This window comes from Ruegeria sp. AL2 (genome assembly GCF_056540845.1).
The window spans coordinates 217,845-235,722 of the sequence record NZ_JBQFXM010000002.1 but is presented as its reverse complement, the minus strand read 5'-3'; the positions used below and the strand labels follow the sequence as shown (position 1 = coordinate 235,722).

The following is a 17,878-nucleotide window of genomic DNA, read 5'->3' as shown; positions in this document are numbered from 1 at the left end:
GGTCCTTAGAAATTGACGATCGTCTGAATGACGATGGCATTGGCGATATCCACAAAGAAGGCGGATACAAGGGGCAGCACGATAAAGGCAATAGGCGATGGGCCATATCGCTTGGTCACGGCTGTCATATTTGCGATAGCGGTGGGTGTGGCCCCCAACGCAAAGCCGCCAAACCCGGCGGCCAGTACAGCGGCGCGATAGTTGGACCCCATGACCGGGAACAGCACCCAGAGGACGAAGAGCACCGCGAACACCGTCTGCGCTGTCATGATCACGGCAATGGCCATGCCCAGCTGCGCGATGGTCCAGAGTTGCAAGCTCATCAGCGACATTGCAAGAAACGCGCCCAGCGCAAATTCCGAAATCAGCGCCAGCGACGGTGTGCGCGACACTTTCGGAGCGCCGGGAAACAGCGCGTCCCGCAGATTGGCGATCACGATGCCCATGATCAGGCAGGGCACGAACAGCGGCAGCTTCAGCCCGGCGGCGGCAATTGATTCATTCAGCGCATACCCCGAGATGATCGCCAGGTTCAGGTGCAGCAGGACGCGCATGACGGTCAGATGATCGATGCTTGCGGAGTGCCCGTCATGCTCATCCGGCAATCCGACGCTGGGTTCTTCGTCAGGGCGGTCAGGCGTCAGGCCGCGCCGTTCGACCAACAGGCGCGCAATCGGTCCGCCAACCAGCGCAGCAAGGACCAATCCAAGGGTGGCGACTGCCACACCCAGTTCGGTCGCGCCGTCAAGGCCCGTTGCCTGCGCCACATCCGGCGCCCATGCAATTGCCGTTCCGTGCCCACCGATCAGGGCAGCCGATCCGAACAACACACCGGCCTGTGCGGGATAGCCGAAGATCGCCGCCCCAGCCGCGCCGATCACATTCTGAAAGACAATCGTCGCCAGAGTAAGAATCAAAAGCAAGATTAACGGCTTACCACCCGCAATGAGGTCAGACAGGCGGGCGTTCAGGCCGATCCCGGCAAAAAACAGGACCAGCAGGAAATCGCGGGCTGTCAGGCCAAAGGACAGTTCGATCCCGAATACCAGATAGAGCATCAGAACCACCAGCGAGGCCAGCAGGCCTCCTGTTACGGGTTCGGGGATGTTGAAATTGCGCAGGGTTGTCACACGTGCGTTGATCTCGGCCCCGATCAGATAGACCGCAAACCCCAGAGTGGCCGTCAGGAAATCGGGGATTTCTATGACATGGCCCACGATCTGCTCCTTCAGTTTTCCGGGCGCGGCGGGCATTCCTCGCCCACGACGGTACCGTCATAGGCTTTTTCACCACAATTGTTCAACGCGTGCCAGACATAGCCCTTGCCATCCGCGGTGATCGCCACAATCCGGTCGACGCCGAAATGGATGTTCTTCACCCCCATGAACGCCCGCGCCTGCCCGGATTCAAGCGCATCCGCCAAAGACACCGCATCGTAGCATTCAAACCATCCCGGTGCGGTCAGGGGTTCGGAGTTTTCGACAGGCACGTATCCAGCCATCTGGTCCGGCGACAATTCGGTTTCGAAGCAGGCACGATACCGGATCGGCGAACTGTCGGCGTCGATTGCCTGAAACCCGGAATAGGCGATGGGCTCGGGCACACCGCCCGCATCCGTCATCAGGGCAACGTCCTGCCCCGGTTGCGGTTCGACCTCATAATAATAGCCGTAGACCTGTAGATAATACATGCCGACGCCTGCCACGATGGCCGACAGCAGCAGAAGAATTGTCAGCAGTTTTCCCGTCATCTTTCAGGCCGCCTCTTTCAAGTTCTTGTAAAATAGGACAGGTTTCATCCGGGGACAGGCAGAAACGAGGTCAACGCGATGGAATCCACCCTTGCCGTCGGATTTTTCGGCGCATTGTTTGCGATCATGAACCCGGTCACCAACCTGCCGGTGTTTCTGAGCGTCACTCAGGACCTGTCCGCCGCCGAACAACGCAAGATTGCGGTCAAAACAGCGGTTTACTGCCTGATCCTTGGCGGCGCCTTTGCCTTGGTCGGTAGTCAGGCGCTTGGCCTTTTTGGCATCAGTGTCAATCATCTGCGCGTCGCCGGTGGTCTGGTTGTCATGATGATCGGCCTTAACATGCTGAACGGACACGAAAGCACCTCTCATCACGGGACGAAGGGGGAAAAGGACGCTTACCCCGAACCGGATACCGTCGCCTTTTATCCGCTGGCCTTTCCCGTTTTGGTCGGCCCCGGCACGATCACCACGCTGATCCTGTATGCACACCAGATCAAGAAGCCCGTAGAAGCCATTGTTTATGCTGGTGTATTCCTTGCCATTGTTGGCCTGCTTCTGATCACGTTCTGGAACGCGGCCTGGCTGGCCCAACGCCTTTCCGACACCGCGCGCGTGATCATGAGCCGCTTTATGGGGATGATTCTGGCGGCTATCGCCGTCAGCATGATCGCGGACGGCCTGAAAGCCCTGTTGCCGGGGCTGGCCTGATCGCCTCATCCGGCGCTGAACCCGGCGGCCTCGGTCTGCACAAAGGCATCCGCGCATTGCTTGGCCAGCGCCCGCACGCGCCCGATATAGGCCTGCCGTTCGGTGACCGAGATCACGCCCCGTGCATCCAGCAGATTGAAGATGTGTGACGCCTTGATGCATTGGTCATAGGCCGGATGCGCCATGATGATACGCTTGCCGGTTTTCGGGTCGTCATGTGCCTGCGCCAGGATAGTGGCGCATTCAGCCTCGGCCTCTTCGAAATGGCGCAGCAGAACCTCGGTATTGGCCACGTCAAAGTTCCAGCGGGCGTATTCCTCTTCCGTCTGTTTGAAGATGTCGCCGTATTTCAGTGGGCTGGGCGATTGCGGATCGTTGAACGGCATGTCCATCACGTGGTCGATGCCCAGCACATACATCGCCAGACGCTCGAGCCCATAAGTCAGCTCGCCCGAGACAGGCGTGCAGTCATGGCCGCCGACCTGCTGGAAATAGGTGAACTGGCTGACTTCCATTCCGTCACACCAGACTTCCCAGCCAAGCCCCCAAGCGCCCAGCGTGGGGCTTTCCCAGTCGTCTTCGACAAAGCGGATATCATGCAGGTCCATGTCGATGCCGATGGCCTGAAGGCTGCCCAGATACAGCTCCTGCAAATCCGGAGGGCTGGGTTTGATCAGCACCTGATACTGGTAGTAATGCTGAAGCCGGTTGGGGTTTTCGCCATAGCGCCCATCCGTGGGACGGCGCGACGGTTGAACATAGGCTGCGGCCCATGCCTTGGACCCCAGCGCCCGCAAAGTGGTAGCGGGATGGAACGTCCCTGCCCCGACCTCCATGTCATAGGGTTGCAGAATCGCGCAGCCTTTCGAGGCCCAGTAGGACTGAAGCCTAAGGATGATTTCCTGAAATGAACGCGGTGCACTGGTCGGTTCGGTCATGACATTTCCTCTGGGCGCCCCGTGCGCCCGGTTCCGGTCGGTTTGGCCCTTCCTATGCAAGGGGCCGAGGGGCGTCAACGGGGCTTTGGGCTGTGGCTGTATCTGCGCGGCCACACCACAAATTCCCCGCATTCACAGCATGGTATTTGGCAAATGAAATCGCGTATTCTGCACCTCAGTACAAACACCGCATAACACGGGCAGACTATGACACGCGTATTTTCAGCAATTCTTTTGTTTCTTCTGGTCGGCCTGCGCGCCGCGACCGCACAACAAGACCTCGGCGTCTGGGTTCAGGTCGAGGCGCAGCCGTCGCTGCGCGAAGCGCAGGACCGGGCGCAAGCCTATGCCAGCACCCTGCCCGATGTGAACGGGTTTCGGCTGAACAGCGGCTGGTATGCCATCGTCATTGGCCCCTATTCGCGCGGCGATGCCGAGCAGGTTTTGCGCGTATACCGGGCCGAGGGGCAGATCCCGCGTGACAGCTTTGTCGCGTTTTCAAGCGCGTTGGGGCAACAGTTCTGGCCGGTCGGCGAAAACGCGGTGAACCGCGACGTTGTTAGCGTGCTGACAGAACCGGCAGCACAGGCGGAAGAACCCGTGGCGGTTACGACCGCACAGGATTCGGATGAAACCCGCGAACAGGCGTTGCAATCCGAGCGCCTTTTGACGGCGCAGGAACGGAAAGACCTGCAAACAGCCCTGCAAGCGGCGGGTTTCTATAATTCGACTATCGATGGCGCTTTCGGTCAGGGAACCCGCCGGTCGATGGGCGATTGGCAGCGCTTCAATGGTTATGAGGCGACGGGCGTTCTGACCACGGTGCAACGCAAGGCCCTGATGGATGAATACAACGCGCCGCTGATCTCGGCCGGGATGGAACGGTATTCCGATGACGCAGCCGGAATTGCGCTGGACATGCCGTTGGGTACAGTCAGCTTTGATCGCTATGAGGCACCGTTCGTGCATTTCAAAAGCGCCTCGGATCTGAACGCCCAGGCCCTTTTGATCAGTCAGGAGGGTGACAAGAACACTCTGCGCGCCCTTTACGAGGTGATGCAGTCGCTTGAGATTGTTCCGCTGAACGGCCCGCGCGAGCTGGGTCGCGACCAGTTTACCCTTGAAGGGCGCGGCAATGGGATCGTGTCATTCACGCAGGCGCGGCTGGATGATGGAAAGATCAAGGGCTTTACACTCGTCTGGCCCGAAGGGGACGAAGCGCGCCGCCTGCGTGTGCAGGCTGCGATGGCGACCAGCCTGAGCACAACCGGCGCGGTTCTGGATGCCGCCGCCGGTGCGGATGCGGAACAGCGCATCGATCTGGTCTCGGGTCTTCAGATCCGCAAGCCCCGGTTGTCGCGGTCGGGCTTTTTCGCTGGCGCGGACGGCACGGTTCTGACGGTGTCCGAAGCCGCCGAAAGCTGCACCCGGATCACACTGGAAGGGGATCAGGAGGTGCAACTGGCGCTGACGGACCCGGAGCTTGGTGTTTCGGTCTTGCGCCCTGCAAAAGCTCTTGCCCCCATGAGTGTTGCTGCTTTCAGCACCACCCAACCGCGCATCCAGTCCGAAGTGGCCGTATCCGGCTTTTCCTACCAGGGGGCTTTGGGCGCACCGACGCTGACCTACGGCCAAATCGCGGATATCCGTGGCCTGAACGGCGAGACGGGTGTCAAACGGCTGGCGCTGAACGCACAGCCCGGCGATGCGGGCGGGCCGGTCTTCAACGACAGCGGCAACGTGGTTGGCATGCTGCTGCCCACACCGTCAGCGGGTCGTACCCTGCCCGCATCAGTCAGCCTTGCGGCAACCGTCGAGCGGTTGACAGAAATCCTGACGAAAGCCGGTGTTTCCGGTCAGTCGAGCGAGGAAACCACCCGGATTTCCCCCAACGAGCTGAACCGGCGCGCGACCGGAATGACGGTTCTGGTGCATTGCTGGGATTGAACGCGCGCAGATATTGAAACCAGACATTGAAACATCAAAGCGCCGCATGAACCTGCGGCGCTTTTATTTGTTACAGAATGTCCGGGGTCACGTGGATCAAGGTCGGGACAGGTGCATCGAAAGCCGCGCGAACCGCGCTCTGCATCTCAGCCAGAGATGAAGGGGCTGAGGCGCGCGCGCCAAAAGCCTCGGCCAGCTTGCAGAAGTCCGGGTTATGCGCCACCACTGCATTGGGCGCGATCTGGCTGCGGACCATGCTGTCTTCGATTTCTTTCAGTTTGCCATTGTCCCATAGGATGATCGGCAGCGACAAACCCAGTTCGACCGCAACACCCAGTTCCTGCATCGTATAGTGGAACCCGTAATCCCCGGCGATAACCGCAGTTGGTTTGCCGCGCCGTGCCACCGCGCCGCCAATTCCGGCCGGTAAACCATAGCCCAGCGTTCCGAACCCGGTCGGATGGTGCCAGTGATGCGGGTAGGCCATGTCCCACACCTCTTTCGCGACATAGGCGAATTGGGTCATGTCGGAATAGATCATGGTATCAGCGGGCATCGCGGCGCGCAGCGCATCGGCCACTGCTGCAATTCCGGGCCGTTCGGCATCCACCTCGGCCCGCCACCGGGCACGGGTTCCGGAAATCTCGTCGGGCGACCAGCCGGTTGCCGGTTTCAGGTTTTCGGTCGCCTGCCACAAGGCGCGGGCAAAGCTTTCGCTGTCGGTTTGCAATTTGATCGCGGCGCGATGGTGGTCGGACAGGACTTCGGGATCAAGGTCAACGCGGATCAGCGTTGACGAATGCCCAAGGTCGCTGCGCCACAGATCGACCTCGCCCAGTTCTGCGCCGACCGCGATGACCAGATCCGCCGAGGCGATAACCTCGGCGCTGCCGGGGCGCGGCAGCGACGCGCCAAAATCCAGCGGATAGTTTGCGCCCGGCAGCCCGCGCCCTGCGTATGTAGTAAAGCATGCAGCCCCAAGCTGTGTCAGAATCTGCCGCCAGTCGTTGGACTTGCAACCGCCCCCAAGAATGAACAGCGGCCTGCGCGCAAGGTTCAGCATCGAGACAACCGGCGATACGTCAGGCGGCAACGCCTTGGTGCGCAACGCAGGCTGGCTGGGGAAAGGTGCCGGGTCGGCCTCGGCCTGCAACTGCGCGATTGGCACCTGAATGTGCTTGGGGCGCGGGCGCGACAGCTCGAATTCTTCAAAGGCGCGTTCGACCAGCGCATAGGCGGCCTCGGCGGTGTTGGCCTGTGCCGACCAGTCGGCAACAGTTCCGGCCGCAAGGCGCTGGTCCTTCATCTGGTGCAACTGGCCGCGCAGGGCCTGTGTTTCATCAAGGCAGGACGACACCACCAGCATCGGCACCGAGTCGCTGTAGGCCTGCCCGATCGGCGTCATGATGTTGCACAGGCCGGGCCCGGTGATCACATAGGCAACCCCCGGCTTGCCGGTTGCGCGGGCATACCCATCGGCCATAAACCCCGCCCCCTGTTCGTGACGGGCCAGAACATGTTGGATGCCAGCCTCTTCGATGCCGCGATACATTTCCTGATTGTGAACGCCGGGTATACCGAAAATCACGTCCACGCCACGATCCTTGAGCATATGCGAAATCTGCGCGCCAAGGGGTCTTTTCATCAGCCTCTCCAGAATTGAACAGTGAAGATCGCGTAAACGGCCAACAGCTCGAGCCGCCCGACCAGCATCCCGATTGTCAGCAACCATTTAGCCGTGTCGTTGAGATTTGCGAAATTGCCCGCTGGTCCGATCTGATCGCCCAGACCGGGACCGACATTGGCCAGCGCGGTCGCTGCCCCGGAAACGGCTGTGATAAAGTCCAGACCGGTCAGCGCCAGCGCCCAGGACAGAACGCCCATCGACAGGACAAAGAACATGAAAAAGCTCATCACCGAGGTCAGAATACCCTGCCCCACAGGCCGCCCATCATAGAGCGGCACGAACACGCCATGCGGAGACCTGATCCGTTTGATCTGACTATTGATCGAGGCAAACAGCAGCTGATAGCGGAATATCTTGATCGAACATGCCGTCGATCCCGCGCAGCCACCTATCAGGCCGATCAGGAAGAACATCATGATCGGAAAGCTGCCCCAGCCCATGTAATCGACACTGGCATAGCCGGTGCCCGAGATGATCGAGGTGATGTTGAACAAAGATTCCCGAAACGCCTGTTCCCAGTGATGCGGAAAGACCGATGTCAGGAAAATCGACATGATGATGACCAGAACCAGAATGGTCGCCAGAAACACGCGAACTTGACTGTCTTTCCACAAGGACGCTGTATGGCCGTTTGCCAGCTGGACGTAGCGCACAAAAGGAAGCGCCGCCAAAATCATGAAGACCGACGCCGCATATTCGGCGGGCCCCGAGAAGGTTCCGAACGAGGCGTCATAATTCGAGAACCCGCCGGTCGAAAGCGTTGTCAACGCATGTACCAGGGCGTCGAAAAAGTTCATTCCCAGACCGGCGTAAACCAGCGCGCAGACAAGTGTCAGGAAAACATAGATAAGCGAAATCTGACCCGCGATTTCTTGCGCGCGGGGCAGGATTTTTCCCATTGTTTCAAAGCCTTCCGAGCGGAAGATTTGCATGCCGCCAACGCGCAGCTCGGGCAGGAATACCATGGCGACAACGATGATCCCGATGCCCCCCAGCCATTGCAGGATACCGCGCCACAGCAAAAGCCCCTGTGGCAGGGTGTCCAACCCGGAAATCACCGTTGAACCTGTTGTTGTCAGGCCGGACATCGCCTCGAAATACGCATCGACAAAGCGCAGCTCGGTTTCACCGAACAGAAACGGAATTGCGCCAAACAGGGGCAGCGCCGCCCAAACACCGGTTGTCAACAGGAAGGTCTGGCGGATGGTCAGCCCTTCGCCCACACCGTTCGAGCAGCTCATCGCCAGAACGGACCCGGTCAGCGTCGTGATAATCGCGCTTTCCAGAAACACGTGCCATTCCCCGCGCCCCTCGATCAGGTCCGCGAGCATAGGCAGCAGCATGGTCGCCCCAAGAATGGCGACCAGCAAGCCAATCACATATCCGACCGGGCGAAGATCCATCATGACGCGCAGGGTTGGCGTGCCAACCCGACCGTGTCAAGCAGATGATCCCGGTTTACCCGTCAGTTTTTGGCATCTGCTCCGGGCATCACGGGTGGTTTGGACGGGGCACGAGTTTTTCGCGCCTGCGGTTTGCGCGGCTCTGTGGCCGGGGCAGATTTCGCCTGCACCTCAGCCGGGGCAGGATCGGCCGGTGTCGGCTTAACCTGCGTTGCCTGAACAGGCGCCGGTTTTGCAGGGGCGGGCTTGGGCGTTACGGGCGACACGGCTGCGGTCGCAGGTGTCACCGTAGATTCAACAGGTTTTACTGCTATTTCATCCCTAACCGCTGGTGTCGGTTTGGCTGCCGCCGGGGGTGCTGCCGTGGGCCGCGGACTGGCTGAGAACTCAACCGGCGTGGCCGCCGGCTTGGACGGTGCAGGTTTGCGGGCCAGCTTTTTCTTGGGCGTTGACGATTTCACCGGTACGCGTTTCGCACGGTTCGCGGCGGGTTTGGGTTTGGCCACCGGTTTTTCCGCCGGTGTTTCCACCACAGGAACCGGTGCTGATGCTGCCAGGTGCAGGGCGTGGACCGGCACCATCGGCAGTTCAAGTGCCGAACGGGTCATGATCTGTGCGATCTTGATCTGGTTGACGATCGCATAGCCAGCCATGCGTATAGCTGCGGCCTGAAGCTCTAGCGGTTGGGTAATCGGATTCATTCCATAGATCTCCTCTGAAAACGATGCAGCCCGAAGAGTGAGGGTAAAGCGCCCTGCCCGCTCGGAGGGTCCGGGCGGAGGTAGGGGTCTTGCAGTCCAAGGCGTCTCACGTCTCGGCTTCCTTTCGGGTGACACACCATTAAGCGCGCCGGTGTGCCGAAGCTGCATTCCCCGTCAGGATACAGGAAGTCTTCACGCAATTGCAGCATTTTTGCTGCACTGCGGCGAATGAGCGCCTATCAGATAAATCTCTGATTAAATTCTAGCCACTTACCCGAGACGTTCAGCCAACGTGAAACAGGGTCGTAAACAGTTTCGGGTCCAGGCTGGACGCGGTGAAGGTTGGGCCTTCGGTCAGAATCGACACGGCGTCATGGCTGTGCAGGCTCTCTTGATGGCTTGCGACAACGCGAAAATCGCCAACGTGATGATCTGCCAAAAGCTCGGCGCAGAACAGGCGCGCGGCATCTTCGACAAAGATCGGATTGGCTGCGTTCAGCTCGGCAAATGCCTGTTCATCTTCGCGTTTCACCATGACCTGCGTTTCCGTCGGAACCGCACGGCGGCACAGCGCAATCAGGTCTTCAAACCACAGGCAATCCGCATCACAGTCCACGACAACCGAGATCCGCGCGACGGAGCGCTGCGAATGCGGCGTCGCCAGCTGACCACGCATCGACCGGGCATGTTCGCTGAGTTCCAAAGAACATGGGCAGGTCGAGGAATAGACATAGTCAAGGTGCATGATCTTTAGACGCACACCGTTCTGTTCGACCAGTTCCAGCGCTATATCGTAATACTGGTACCCTTCAAGGCCCGAGCGCAGGCTTTTGATCCTATCCGGGTAAGAAAAGCGCATCTGGATACGGGCGTCGAAACTGTCCAGATCGGACATGTAATCATCCAGAGCGGATTCCATGACCTCAAAGCTGAACGTCCGTTCCGCATGTTTATAGAAAGACCGCATGATCCGGGACATATTGATGCCCTTTTTCTCGGCCTCGAGGCTGACCGTGCCGGTGATCGAGGTTTCCAGCGTCAGGTCTTCACCCTCTTTCCGGTGGAACCGGATCGGCAGGCGGAAGTTCGAAATACCCACATGTTGAATCTGCTGTTTGGCCCCACGGATCAGGCTGGACGGGCCGTTCTGCAAATCCGGCAAGGAAGCGCGGTACGCTGCATCGACGGTAAAGTCATCGGGGTAAGCGCGCGAAAAGGGCGGATAGTTGCCCGCCGCCAGACCGGGCAGCAGCCGGGCCACAGCCGGGTCAAGCTGGTTTATATCGGCTTCCGAGGCGGACTTTGCCCATTGCCGCAAAACGTTCAAAGCCTCGGCAGCCTTGTCCCGATCCGGTTTTTCATCAATGTCGCGCGGGTGAACGTTCATCAGCGGCAGTTCCTTGGTTGGTCGTCGGACTATATATGACTGATGGTCTATTACCAGTCTAACCCGATACATCGGCAATAGCAGCCCGGATTGAAAAATCCGGCGCAAAACCGTCATCTCGCAACAGTTAGCGCCTTTTGAAGGCGGGAACAGCGGGCGGTGCGCCTAGCTGCCGCCCGAAACAGAGTGGCCGCATAGGCACGCAGCCAGCCCCCACGCACGAAATGGGCGCGCGGGGGGCTTTGGTTTATTTCTGCGAGGCTTCCAACGCTTGCTGAAGGTCGGCCAGCAAGTCACCGGCATCCTCAAGCCCGACGGAAAAGCGGACCAGACCCGGTGTAATGCCCAGCTGGTCCTTCTGCACGTCACTAAGACGCTGGTGCGTTGTTGTCGCCGGGTGCGTCGCGATGGATTTGGCATCGCCCAGATTGTTCGAAATCACAGGAATGGTCATTGCGTTCAGGAAGGCAAACGCCGCATCCTTGCCGCCCTTAATGTCCAGCGACAGCACGGTTCCGCCCTTGCCGCCCAACTGGGTCTGAACTAGCGCGTTCTGGGCATGGGTTTTCAGACCGGGGTAAAGTGTACGTTCCAGCGCCGGGTGCCCTTCCAGCGCCTCGGCAATCTTTTGCGCGCTTTCGGCTTGAGCATTGACCCGCAGCGCCATTGTCTCAAGACCCTTGAGCATGATCCACGCATTGAACGGGCTCAGCGCGCCGCCGGTATGCTTGAGATAGGGTTCAACGGTTCCGCGGATGAAGTCCTTGGTTCCGATGATCACACCGCCCAGCGCACGGCCCTGCCCATCGATATGCTTGGTCGCTGAATAGACGACCACATCCGCACCCTGCTGGATCGCGCGCGAGAACACCGGGGTCGAGAACACGTTGTCCACCACGACAACGGCTCCGACCCCATGGGCCAGATCGGCCACGGCGGCGATATCGATCACCTCAAGCGTGGGGTTCGACATGGATTCAAAGAAAACGGCCTTGGTGTCCGGGCGGATCGCAGCCTTCCACTGTTCCAGATCGGTGCCGTCAACAAAGGTCACGTCCACGCCATAGCGGCTCAGGATGTTTTCAAGGATATAGAGGCACGAGCCGAACAGCGCCTTGGCCGAAACGACATGGTCCCCGGCCTTCAGCATCGAGGTCAGCGCGCCGTTGACGGCGGCCATACCCGAGGCCGTCGCAAACGCATCTTCGCCGCCTTCCAGCGCCGCGATGCGTTGCTCGAACATGGACACGGTCGGGTTGCCGTAACGGGCATAGATGAACTCGTCCGGGCCACATTCCAGAAATCGGGCCTCGGCCTGTTCAGCGTTTTCGTAGACGAAACCCTGCGTCAGGAAAATCGCCTCGCTCACCTCGTTATACTGGCTGCGACGGATGCCGCCATGGACGGCTTGGGTGCGTTTGTTCCAGTTCTCGCTCATCTCAATCCTTTCAGCCTCGGGTGGAGGCAAACAAAAAACCCCAGACGCGGCCAAGCGAAAGGGGTCTTTCATCCTGACCTTTTAGCGGTGTTGTTTAGCGTGGCCCGCAATCCGGTAACAAATCGCCACGTAGCTTCAGGATCGCAATACGCCTCGGGCGGTTCTCGGTCAAGCCCGGCCTGCGGTTCGGTCACGCTTTCGTAAGCGGTACTTGCCGAACCGGCAGAAACCCGCATGATCCCCGTCAACATCAGGAGAACATATGGCTGACCCGATTGATCTGTATTTCTGGCCGACACCGAATGGCTGGAAAGTTTCCATCGCCTTGGAAGAGATGGAGCTGCCCTACACCACCCATCTGATCAATATCGGCAAGGGTGACCAGTTCGACCCCGGTTTCCTGAAGATCGCGCCCAACAACCGGATGCCCGCCATCGTCGATCCCGACGGGCCGGACGGCGCACCTATTTCGGTTTTCGAAAGCGGCGCGATCCTGATGTATCTGGCCCGCAAGACCGGGCGGTTCTATGGCAGGACCGAGCGCGACCGGATCGCGGTCGAGGAATGGCTGATGTGGCAGATGGGAGGCGTTGGCCCGATGGCGGGTCAGGCGCATCACTTCCTGAAATACGCCCCGCAACTGGACCCGCCACAGGACCTGCCCTATGCCAAGGACCGCTACCGCGCCGAGGTCGCGCGCCTTTACGGCGTACTGGACCGGCGGCTGGCCGAAAACGAGTATGTCGCGGGCGATTTCTATTCCATCGCCGACATGTCGATCTGGGGCTGGGCCAGCCTGTGGGAAGGTCAGCAGCAGGTACTGGAGGACAAGCCGCACTTTGCCCGCTGGCTGGAGACCGTCAGCGCCCGCCCAGCCGTTCAGGCCGGACGCGCGCTTTATGCCGAGTTGCGAGGGGATCACCGGGACAAGCAGGCGCAGAGCGTTTTGTTCAAGCGGTAGGCTTGTTCCATGGCCGGTTTTGAGGTCAATCTTACGTATGCTGCGTGATGCGCGAATATCCGCCTTTGCTATTGTATAGGTTTGGCAAATCATTACATGAGCGACGGAAATCCTTCAGAAAGACCCACTCAAGATGTACGCGGCATTATTTGTCGTTTTTGGCCTTGTTGGCTTAGTGGTCGGTGGCGAATTGGTGGTGCGCGGATCGGTTTCTGCTGCCAAGTCGTTCGGTATTTCACCGATGGTCATTGGACTGACACTGGTTGGCTTCGGAACGTCAACACCGGAACTGGTTACAAGCTTGCAAGCCGCGCTTTCCGGTTCTTCAGGCATTTCAATTGGGAATGTTGTCGGCAGCAACATTGGAAACATTCTTCTAATACTCGGCATCGCAGCACTCATCGCGCCTATCGCCGTGAACCCGAGAGCACTCCGCCGGGACGGTACGGCGGTCGTGATAGTAACTCTCCTTTGTTTAAGCGTAGTTCTATACGGCGAAATCAGCCGGCTGATCGGCGCAGGGCTTGTCGTCACCTTGGCGGCCTATCTGGGCTTCACACTGTGGTCTGAGTATAGGTCCGAAGGCACGCCAGCCGCAGCTGTCTACGAGAACGAAGCAGAAGCCGTAGTCGGCCCAGAAACATCACTTGCCGTGTCGTTACTGATCACCGTTGCAGGGCTGGCGATCACGATATTTGGGGCAAAGCTCTTGGTGACAGGTGCCGTGTCTCTTGCCGAGACAGCGGGGCTTTCGGAGACGGTAATTGGGCTGACAATTGTTGCAATCGGAACCTCAATGCCGGAGCTCGTCACTTCAATCATCGCAGTTCGGAAAGGTGAGGGAGATGTCGCACTCGGGAACGTCTTGGGCAGTAACATCTTCAACATCTTGGGTATCCTTGGCGTAACTGTCCTGGTGCAACCTATGGTCATTCCTGGCGAGATTATTCGTCTCGATATCTGGGTTCTGTGTGCCTCAACGCTTGTCCTTATCGGGTTTGCCCGAAGCGGCTGGTCAATCAGTCGGCGCGAGGGCGGGCTCTTTGTGCTCGCTTACGTTGTCTATCTTGGTGTGCTTCTGGCTCGGTAAGCGTTCACTCGGATAGCCTAGCTGTCTAATGAAGCGGACCTTTACAGCGGTGCAGTTATGGCCCGCTTTGTCCCCGTACCAGGTTACTCCGCCCCGCACCAACACGACCAGCACCCCCGGCGGCGAATCCTTGGCGCAGGGTGACCTGTCAGCGAAACTGGAATTCAGGTTCCGCGGGGAAAGACATGGAAATACCTGTCCAGTGCCCATTGCGCAGCCTTGCAACGTTCCGCCCGTCAACACGCATCCGGGTTGTCAGGACAAATGCGGCCTGCCCTTTGTTCGCTCCGGCTTTCTGGGCTGCGCCGTCAGAACGCTCTGCCCTTTCGAAAAGCATCCCATCGGGTTTTGCCGACCGCCGGGACCGAAAGCTCGGGATCAAATGCGGCTTTCGATCCGCTTTCTCCGCCGAGCGCGACGCCTCCATCCGCTTGAGTTGCTGCAACTCCGACCGAAGCCTTTTTGCAGTCTCAACCTGCCTGCGTTCAAAGGAATAAGCGCTTAACGCCTCATCGATCATTCGGGCGGTATGAACATATCCCGCTGAACGCGTGAGTTCCGAGAGCTCAGCCAGACGGTCGGAAATCCGGCTTTCTTCCAGAGAGACGGTATTTTCGAGCGATCCTTGATGTGTTGCGTTGGGCATCCGAACTGACTCTGAAAAGACGTTGAGTGATGCGCAATCCGGCCCGAGCTTTGACACAAGCCGATGCGCAAAGATGCGTGTCACTACGCGCCCGGTGCCAAAGAGTCGACCATCCCGCGTTCAAGTGGCGGAAAAGCGCCTTAGTCGCGCATTTGGGGCATAGAAAACATACCGCCCGTTCTTCAGGCGCGGGTTTGCGGCACTGCGACGGACAATGTCGGATTGATCCGCACAGCAGACCTAACCCTGCCCCTGCACCAGCAGGTCCAGCATGCCCGAGATATCCTCGATCTCTTCCGCGATCACATGGGTCACCGAATGCGCCCGCTGCATCCGGCCCGTCACCTTCAGCAACCGCCCCGAGATCACCGCACGGCGGAAGCGTTCGTAGATTTTGCGCCAGACCACCACGTTGACGATCCCGGTCTCATCCTCAAGCGTCAGAAAGATCACGCCTTTGGCCGTCCCCGGCCGCTGCCGCAGGATCACCAGCCCGGCCACGGCCACACGCGCCCCTTCGGGCGGGGCCTCCAGCTGGGCGGAGGGCAGACAGGACGGCGGTCGCGGCCAGTCCCGGTTTGAAATCGCGCGGTGAAAAGGGGCAGTAAACATAAGAACAAAAATAGAACAAAATACAGGAAAGTCCAGACACGGCGCAAGGAGTCGCAAATGAGGCTGGAAACACCTAACTCCCTTCACTAAGGAAGGTTTCGAACATCGCAAAAGGAAGACGCACGCAATGGCAAAGATCACCTATGTCGAGCATGGCGGTACCGAGCACACTGTCGAGGTCGCCAACGGACTGACTGTCATGGAAGGGGCCCGAGACAACAATATTCCCGGCATCGAGGCCGATTGCGGCGGTGCCTGCGCCTGCTCGACCTGCCATGTCTATGTCCACCCCGACTGGGTCGAGAAGATCCCGGCCAAGGACGACATGGAAGAGGATATGCTGGATTTCGCCTATGAGCCCGACCCGGCCCGCTCGCGCCTGACCTGCCAGATCAAGGTGACCGACGCGCTGGACGGTCTGATTGTCCAGATGCCCGAAAAGCAGATCTGATGCTGTCCAAAGCGCCGCGTCAACCCGCCCGCCTGTGGCAATGTCGGGTGCGCAGCGCTTTGCTCCCTTTTGGCATGTGGTGCGCGCTGCCAATCGCAGTCCCGGCGGACACCATCACCGACGCTCGCTTCACGGAACCAACCACGCGATACGCGCATGGTGTTTTGGGCGACAACATCGAATACGGCGCGCTGGAACTTGTGGTCAATGACACAGTCGTAACGGTTCTCCTGCCACAGGACCGTGTATTCGAAGACCTCGCGCCGCGTCTGGCAGACATCGACAGGGACGGCGCGGTTGAAGCAATTGTCGTTGAAACGCAGGACACAACAGGCGCTCAGCTTGCGATCTACAACGCCGCTGGCGAAAAAATCGCGGCCACACCTCATATCGGCGCACGTTTCCGCTGGCTCGCCCCGGTCGGTGCTGCTGATCTGGACGGTGACGGCAATATCGAAATCGCCTATATCGACCGCCCCCACCTGGCCAAAACCCTGCGCATCTGGCGCTTCAAAGATGGCGGCCTGACCGAAATCGCCGCTCTGCCCGGCCTGACCAACCACAAGATCGGTGAGGATTTCATTTCCGGCGGCCTGAGGAGCTGTGGTGAACTCCCTGAGATGATCCTTGCCAGCGCCGACTGGTCGCAGATCATCCGTGTTTTTTATCAGGATGGCTGGCATCTGACGGACCTGGGCCCGCTCAAACACCGCGACAGTCTCACATCAGCCCTGAATTGCTGATCCGCTTCTTCATCTGGCCAATAATATCCTGGGGGTGAGCGGTTGAAAGGAAATCGTACAGTGGACGATTTCGACCGCGAACGCGCGCAGCGCCGGGAGGCCGCAAGGCCGAGGGGGCAAAGCCCCCTGCCCGATCATCCCTCCAAAGCGCGCCAGCCGATATCGCTGCGATAGAACCCTTCGGGCCAATCCACGGCATCAACCATCTGATACGCCCGGTCGCGCGCCTCTTGCAGCGTTTTTCCGCGCGCGGTCACGTTCAGAACGCGCCCGCCGACAGCCTGCACCTGCCCCGCAGCCTCGCTAGTGCCGGCATGAAACACCATATTGCTGCTGTCCTCGGGCAAGCCGTCCAATCCTTTGATGACCGTGCCCTTCTCGTAGGTTCCCGGATAACCTTTGGCCGCCATCACGACCGTCATCGCGTGATCATCAGCCCAGTTGACCCGCATCTCGCCCAGCCGCCCTTCGGCGGTGGCATGCAACAGGTCCATCGCCTGCGCGCCCAGACGCATCATCAGGACCTGACATTCCGGGTCCCCGAAACGGACGTTGTATTCCACAAGGCGCGGCTGGCCGTCCTTGATCATCAGCCCCGCATAGAGAATTCCCTGAAACGGTGTGCCCCGGCGCTTCATTTCAGCAATGGTAGGGCGCACGATTTCTTCCATCGCGCGCGCTTCAACTTCAGCACTCAGAACCGGCGCCGGAGAATAGGCACCCATCCCCCCGGTGTTCAGGCCGGTATCCCCTTCGCCCACCCGCTTGTGGTCTTGTGCCGTACCGATGGACAGGATGTCTTGGCCATCGCACAGAACAAACAAAGACGCTTCTTCGCCGTCCATAAACTCTTCGATCACGACCTCGGCCCCCGCGCCACCAAAGGCACCTCCGAACATGTCGTCAATGGCGTCAAGCGCCGTGTCTTCGTCCATGGCCACGATCACGCCCTTGCCGGCGGCCAGACCATCGGCCTTGACCACGATTGGCGCGCCCTTTTCGCGGATATAAGCCTTGGCGGGTTCGGGCGCGGTGAACCGCGCATAAGCGGCGGTGGGGGCATGTGCCGCGTCGCAGATTTCCTTGGTAAAGCTTTTCGAGGCTTCCAGCCGGGCCGCTTCGGCAGACGGTCCGAAAACCAGCACCCCGGCTTCGCGCAGGCGATCCGCCACTCCTGCTGCCAAGGGAGCCTCGGGGCCGACAATCACGAAATCAATCGCGTTTTCTTCGGCAAAGCTGACGACGGCCCCGCCGTTTTCGATATCCAGAGCGGCACAATCAGCGATCTGAGCGATCCCGGCATTGCCCGGCGCCACGATCAGACGGTCGCATTTGGGGTTTTGCATCACCGCCCAGGCCAGGCTGTGTTCGCGCCCGCCGCTGCCGAGAATAAGGATGTTCATGGGGTCGTCT

Annotated in this window: 17 protein-coding genes and 1 riboswitch; of the genes, 6 read left to right on the top strand and 11 right to left on the bottom strand. The window is 59.6% G+C overall.

Annotated elements, in window-relative coordinates; all coding sequences use genetic code 11:
- Positions 1-5 precede the first annotated feature (5 nt).
- Both gltS and ACR0ID_RS05060 read right to left on the bottom strand, forming a co-directional pair.
- Complete coding sequence (gene gltS / locus ACR0ID_RS05065) at positions 6-1,253, bottom strand: sodium/glutamate symporter (protein ID WP_480604170.1); 1,248 nt, start codon at positions 1,251-1,253, stop codon at positions 6-8.
- The gene (locus tag ACR0ID_RS05060; RefSeq protein ID WP_480604169.1) at positions 1,229-1,750 is read right to left on the bottom strand and encodes a DUF6446 family protein; all 522 of its coding nucleotides are present in this window, start codon (positions 1,748-1,750) and stop codon (positions 1,229-1,231) included. Before ACR0ID_RS05060 ends, gltS begins: the two co-directional genes overlap by 25 nt.
- Positions 1,751-1,828: 78 nt before the next feature.
- On the opposite strand from ACR0ID_RS05060, the gene ACR0ID_RS05055 reads away from it, so the two are divergent.
- Entirely contained in the window at positions 1,829-2,461 is a 633-nt protein-coding gene (locus tag ACR0ID_RS05055) for a MarC family protein (protein ID WP_480476530.1), read from the top strand.
- 5 nt (positions 2,462-2,466) lie between these two features.
- Here ACR0ID_RS05055 and ACR0ID_RS05050 read toward each other — a convergent pair whose 3' ends face one another.
- Positions 2,467-3,399: a glycine--tRNA ligase subunit alpha gene (locus tag ACR0ID_RS05050; protein ID WP_267363360.1), complete on the bottom strand. Its 933-nt coding sequence runs from the start codon at positions 3,397-3,399 to the stop codon at positions 2,467-2,469.
- A gap of 207 nt (positions 3,400-3,606) precedes the next feature.
- Between ACR0ID_RS05050 and ACR0ID_RS05045 the strand changes: the two genes are divergently transcribed.
- Positions 3,607-5,346, top strand: a complete 1,740-nt coding sequence (locus ACR0ID_RS05045; protein WP_480604167.1) for a serine protease — start codon at positions 3,607-3,609, stop codon at positions 5,344-5,346.
- Between the two features lie 70 nt (positions 5,347-5,416).
- On the opposite strand, the gene ACR0ID_RS05040 is transcribed toward ACR0ID_RS05045, so the two are convergent.
- The 5 genes from ACR0ID_RS05040 to metZ all read right to left on the bottom strand — a co-directional run bounded on the left by ACR0ID_RS05040 (position 5,417) and on the right by metZ (position 11,962).
- Complete coding sequence (locus tag ACR0ID_RS05040) at positions 5,417-6,991, bottom strand: 5-guanidino-2-oxopentanoate decarboxylase (RefSeq protein ID WP_480604165.1); 1,575 nt, start codon at positions 6,989-6,991, stop codon at positions 5,417-5,419.
- On the bottom strand, positions 6,991-8,439 hold the full coding sequence (locus tag ACR0ID_RS05035; protein ID WP_480604163.1) for a TrkH family potassium uptake protein: 1,449 nt from the start codon (positions 8,437-8,439) through the stop codon (positions 6,991-6,993). Before ACR0ID_RS05035 ends, ACR0ID_RS05040 begins: the two co-directional genes overlap by 1 nt.
- A 59-nt stretch (positions 8,440-8,498) precedes the next feature.
- On the bottom strand, positions 8,499-9,137 hold the full coding sequence (locus tag ACR0ID_RS05030; protein WP_480604161.1) for a hypothetical protein: 639 nt from the start codon (positions 9,135-9,137) through the stop codon (positions 8,499-8,501).
- A gap of 283 nt (positions 9,138-9,420) precedes the next feature.
- Positions 9,421-10,524, bottom strand: a complete 1,104-nt coding sequence (folE2, locus tag ACR0ID_RS05025; protein WP_480516616.1) for a GTP cyclohydrolase FolE2 — start codon at positions 10,522-10,524, stop codon at positions 9,421-9,423.
- A gap of 247 nt (positions 10,525-10,771) precedes the next feature.
- Entirely contained in the window at positions 10,772-11,962 is a 1,191-nt protein-coding gene (gene metZ / locus ACR0ID_RS05020; protein WP_480604159.1) for an O-succinylhomoserine sulfhydrylase, read from the bottom strand.
- A gap of 61 nt (positions 11,963-12,023) precedes the next feature.
- Positions 12,024-12,101: riboswitch (SAM riboswitch) on the bottom strand.
- Positions 12,102-12,224: 123 nt separating this feature from the next.
- On the opposite strand from metZ, the gene ACR0ID_RS05015 reads away from it, so the two are divergent.
- Complete coding sequence (locus tag ACR0ID_RS05015) at positions 12,225-12,923, top strand: glutathione S-transferase N-terminal domain-containing protein (RefSeq protein ID WP_480493443.1); 699 nt, start codon at positions 12,225-12,227, stop codon at positions 12,921-12,923.
- Between the two features lie 133 nt (positions 12,924-13,056).
- The gene (locus tag ACR0ID_RS05010) at positions 13,057-14,013 is read left to right on the top strand and encodes a calcium/sodium antiporter (protein WP_480604157.1); all 957 of its coding nucleotides are present in this window, start codon (positions 13,057-13,059) and stop codon (positions 14,011-14,013) included.
- Positions 14,014-14,161: 148 nt separating this feature from the next.
- On the opposite strand, the gene ACR0ID_RS05005 is transcribed toward ACR0ID_RS05010, so the two are convergent.
- On the bottom strand, positions 14,162-14,659 hold the full coding sequence (locus ACR0ID_RS05005; RefSeq protein WP_480476510.1) for a hypothetical protein: 498 nt from the start codon (positions 14,657-14,659) through the stop codon (positions 14,162-14,164).
- A gap of 240 nt (positions 14,660-14,899) precedes the next feature.
- On the bottom strand, positions 14,900-15,271 hold the full coding sequence (locus ACR0ID_RS05000) for an OB-fold nucleic acid binding domain-containing protein (RefSeq protein ID WP_480476508.1): 372 nt from the start codon (positions 15,269-15,271) through the stop codon (positions 14,900-14,902).
- A gap of 127 nt (positions 15,272-15,398) precedes the next feature.
- Between ACR0ID_RS05000 and ACR0ID_RS04995 the strand changes: the two genes are divergently transcribed.
- Positions 15,399-15,722, top strand: a complete 324-nt coding sequence (locus tag ACR0ID_RS04995; protein WP_209504265.1) for a 2Fe-2S iron-sulfur cluster-binding protein — start codon at positions 15,399-15,401, stop codon at positions 15,720-15,722.
- Positions 15,722-16,465, top strand: coding sequence for an FG-GAP repeat domain-containing protein (locus ACR0ID_RS04990; RefSeq protein WP_480604155.1), 744 nt, complete (start codon positions 15,722-15,724; stop codon positions 16,463-16,465). The genes ACR0ID_RS04995 and ACR0ID_RS04990 overlap by 1 nt, the downstream gene beginning before the upstream one ends.
- A gap of 134 nt (positions 16,466-16,599) precedes the next feature.
- Here the strand turns inward: ACR0ID_RS04990 and purD are convergent, their stop codons facing one another.
- A complete protein-coding gene (gene purD, locus ACR0ID_RS04985; protein ID WP_480604153.1) occupies positions 16,600-17,868 on the bottom strand; it encodes a phosphoribosylamine--glycine ligase in 1,269 nt (422 codons plus the stop codon).
- Positions 17,869-17,878: the final 10 nt, after the last annotated feature.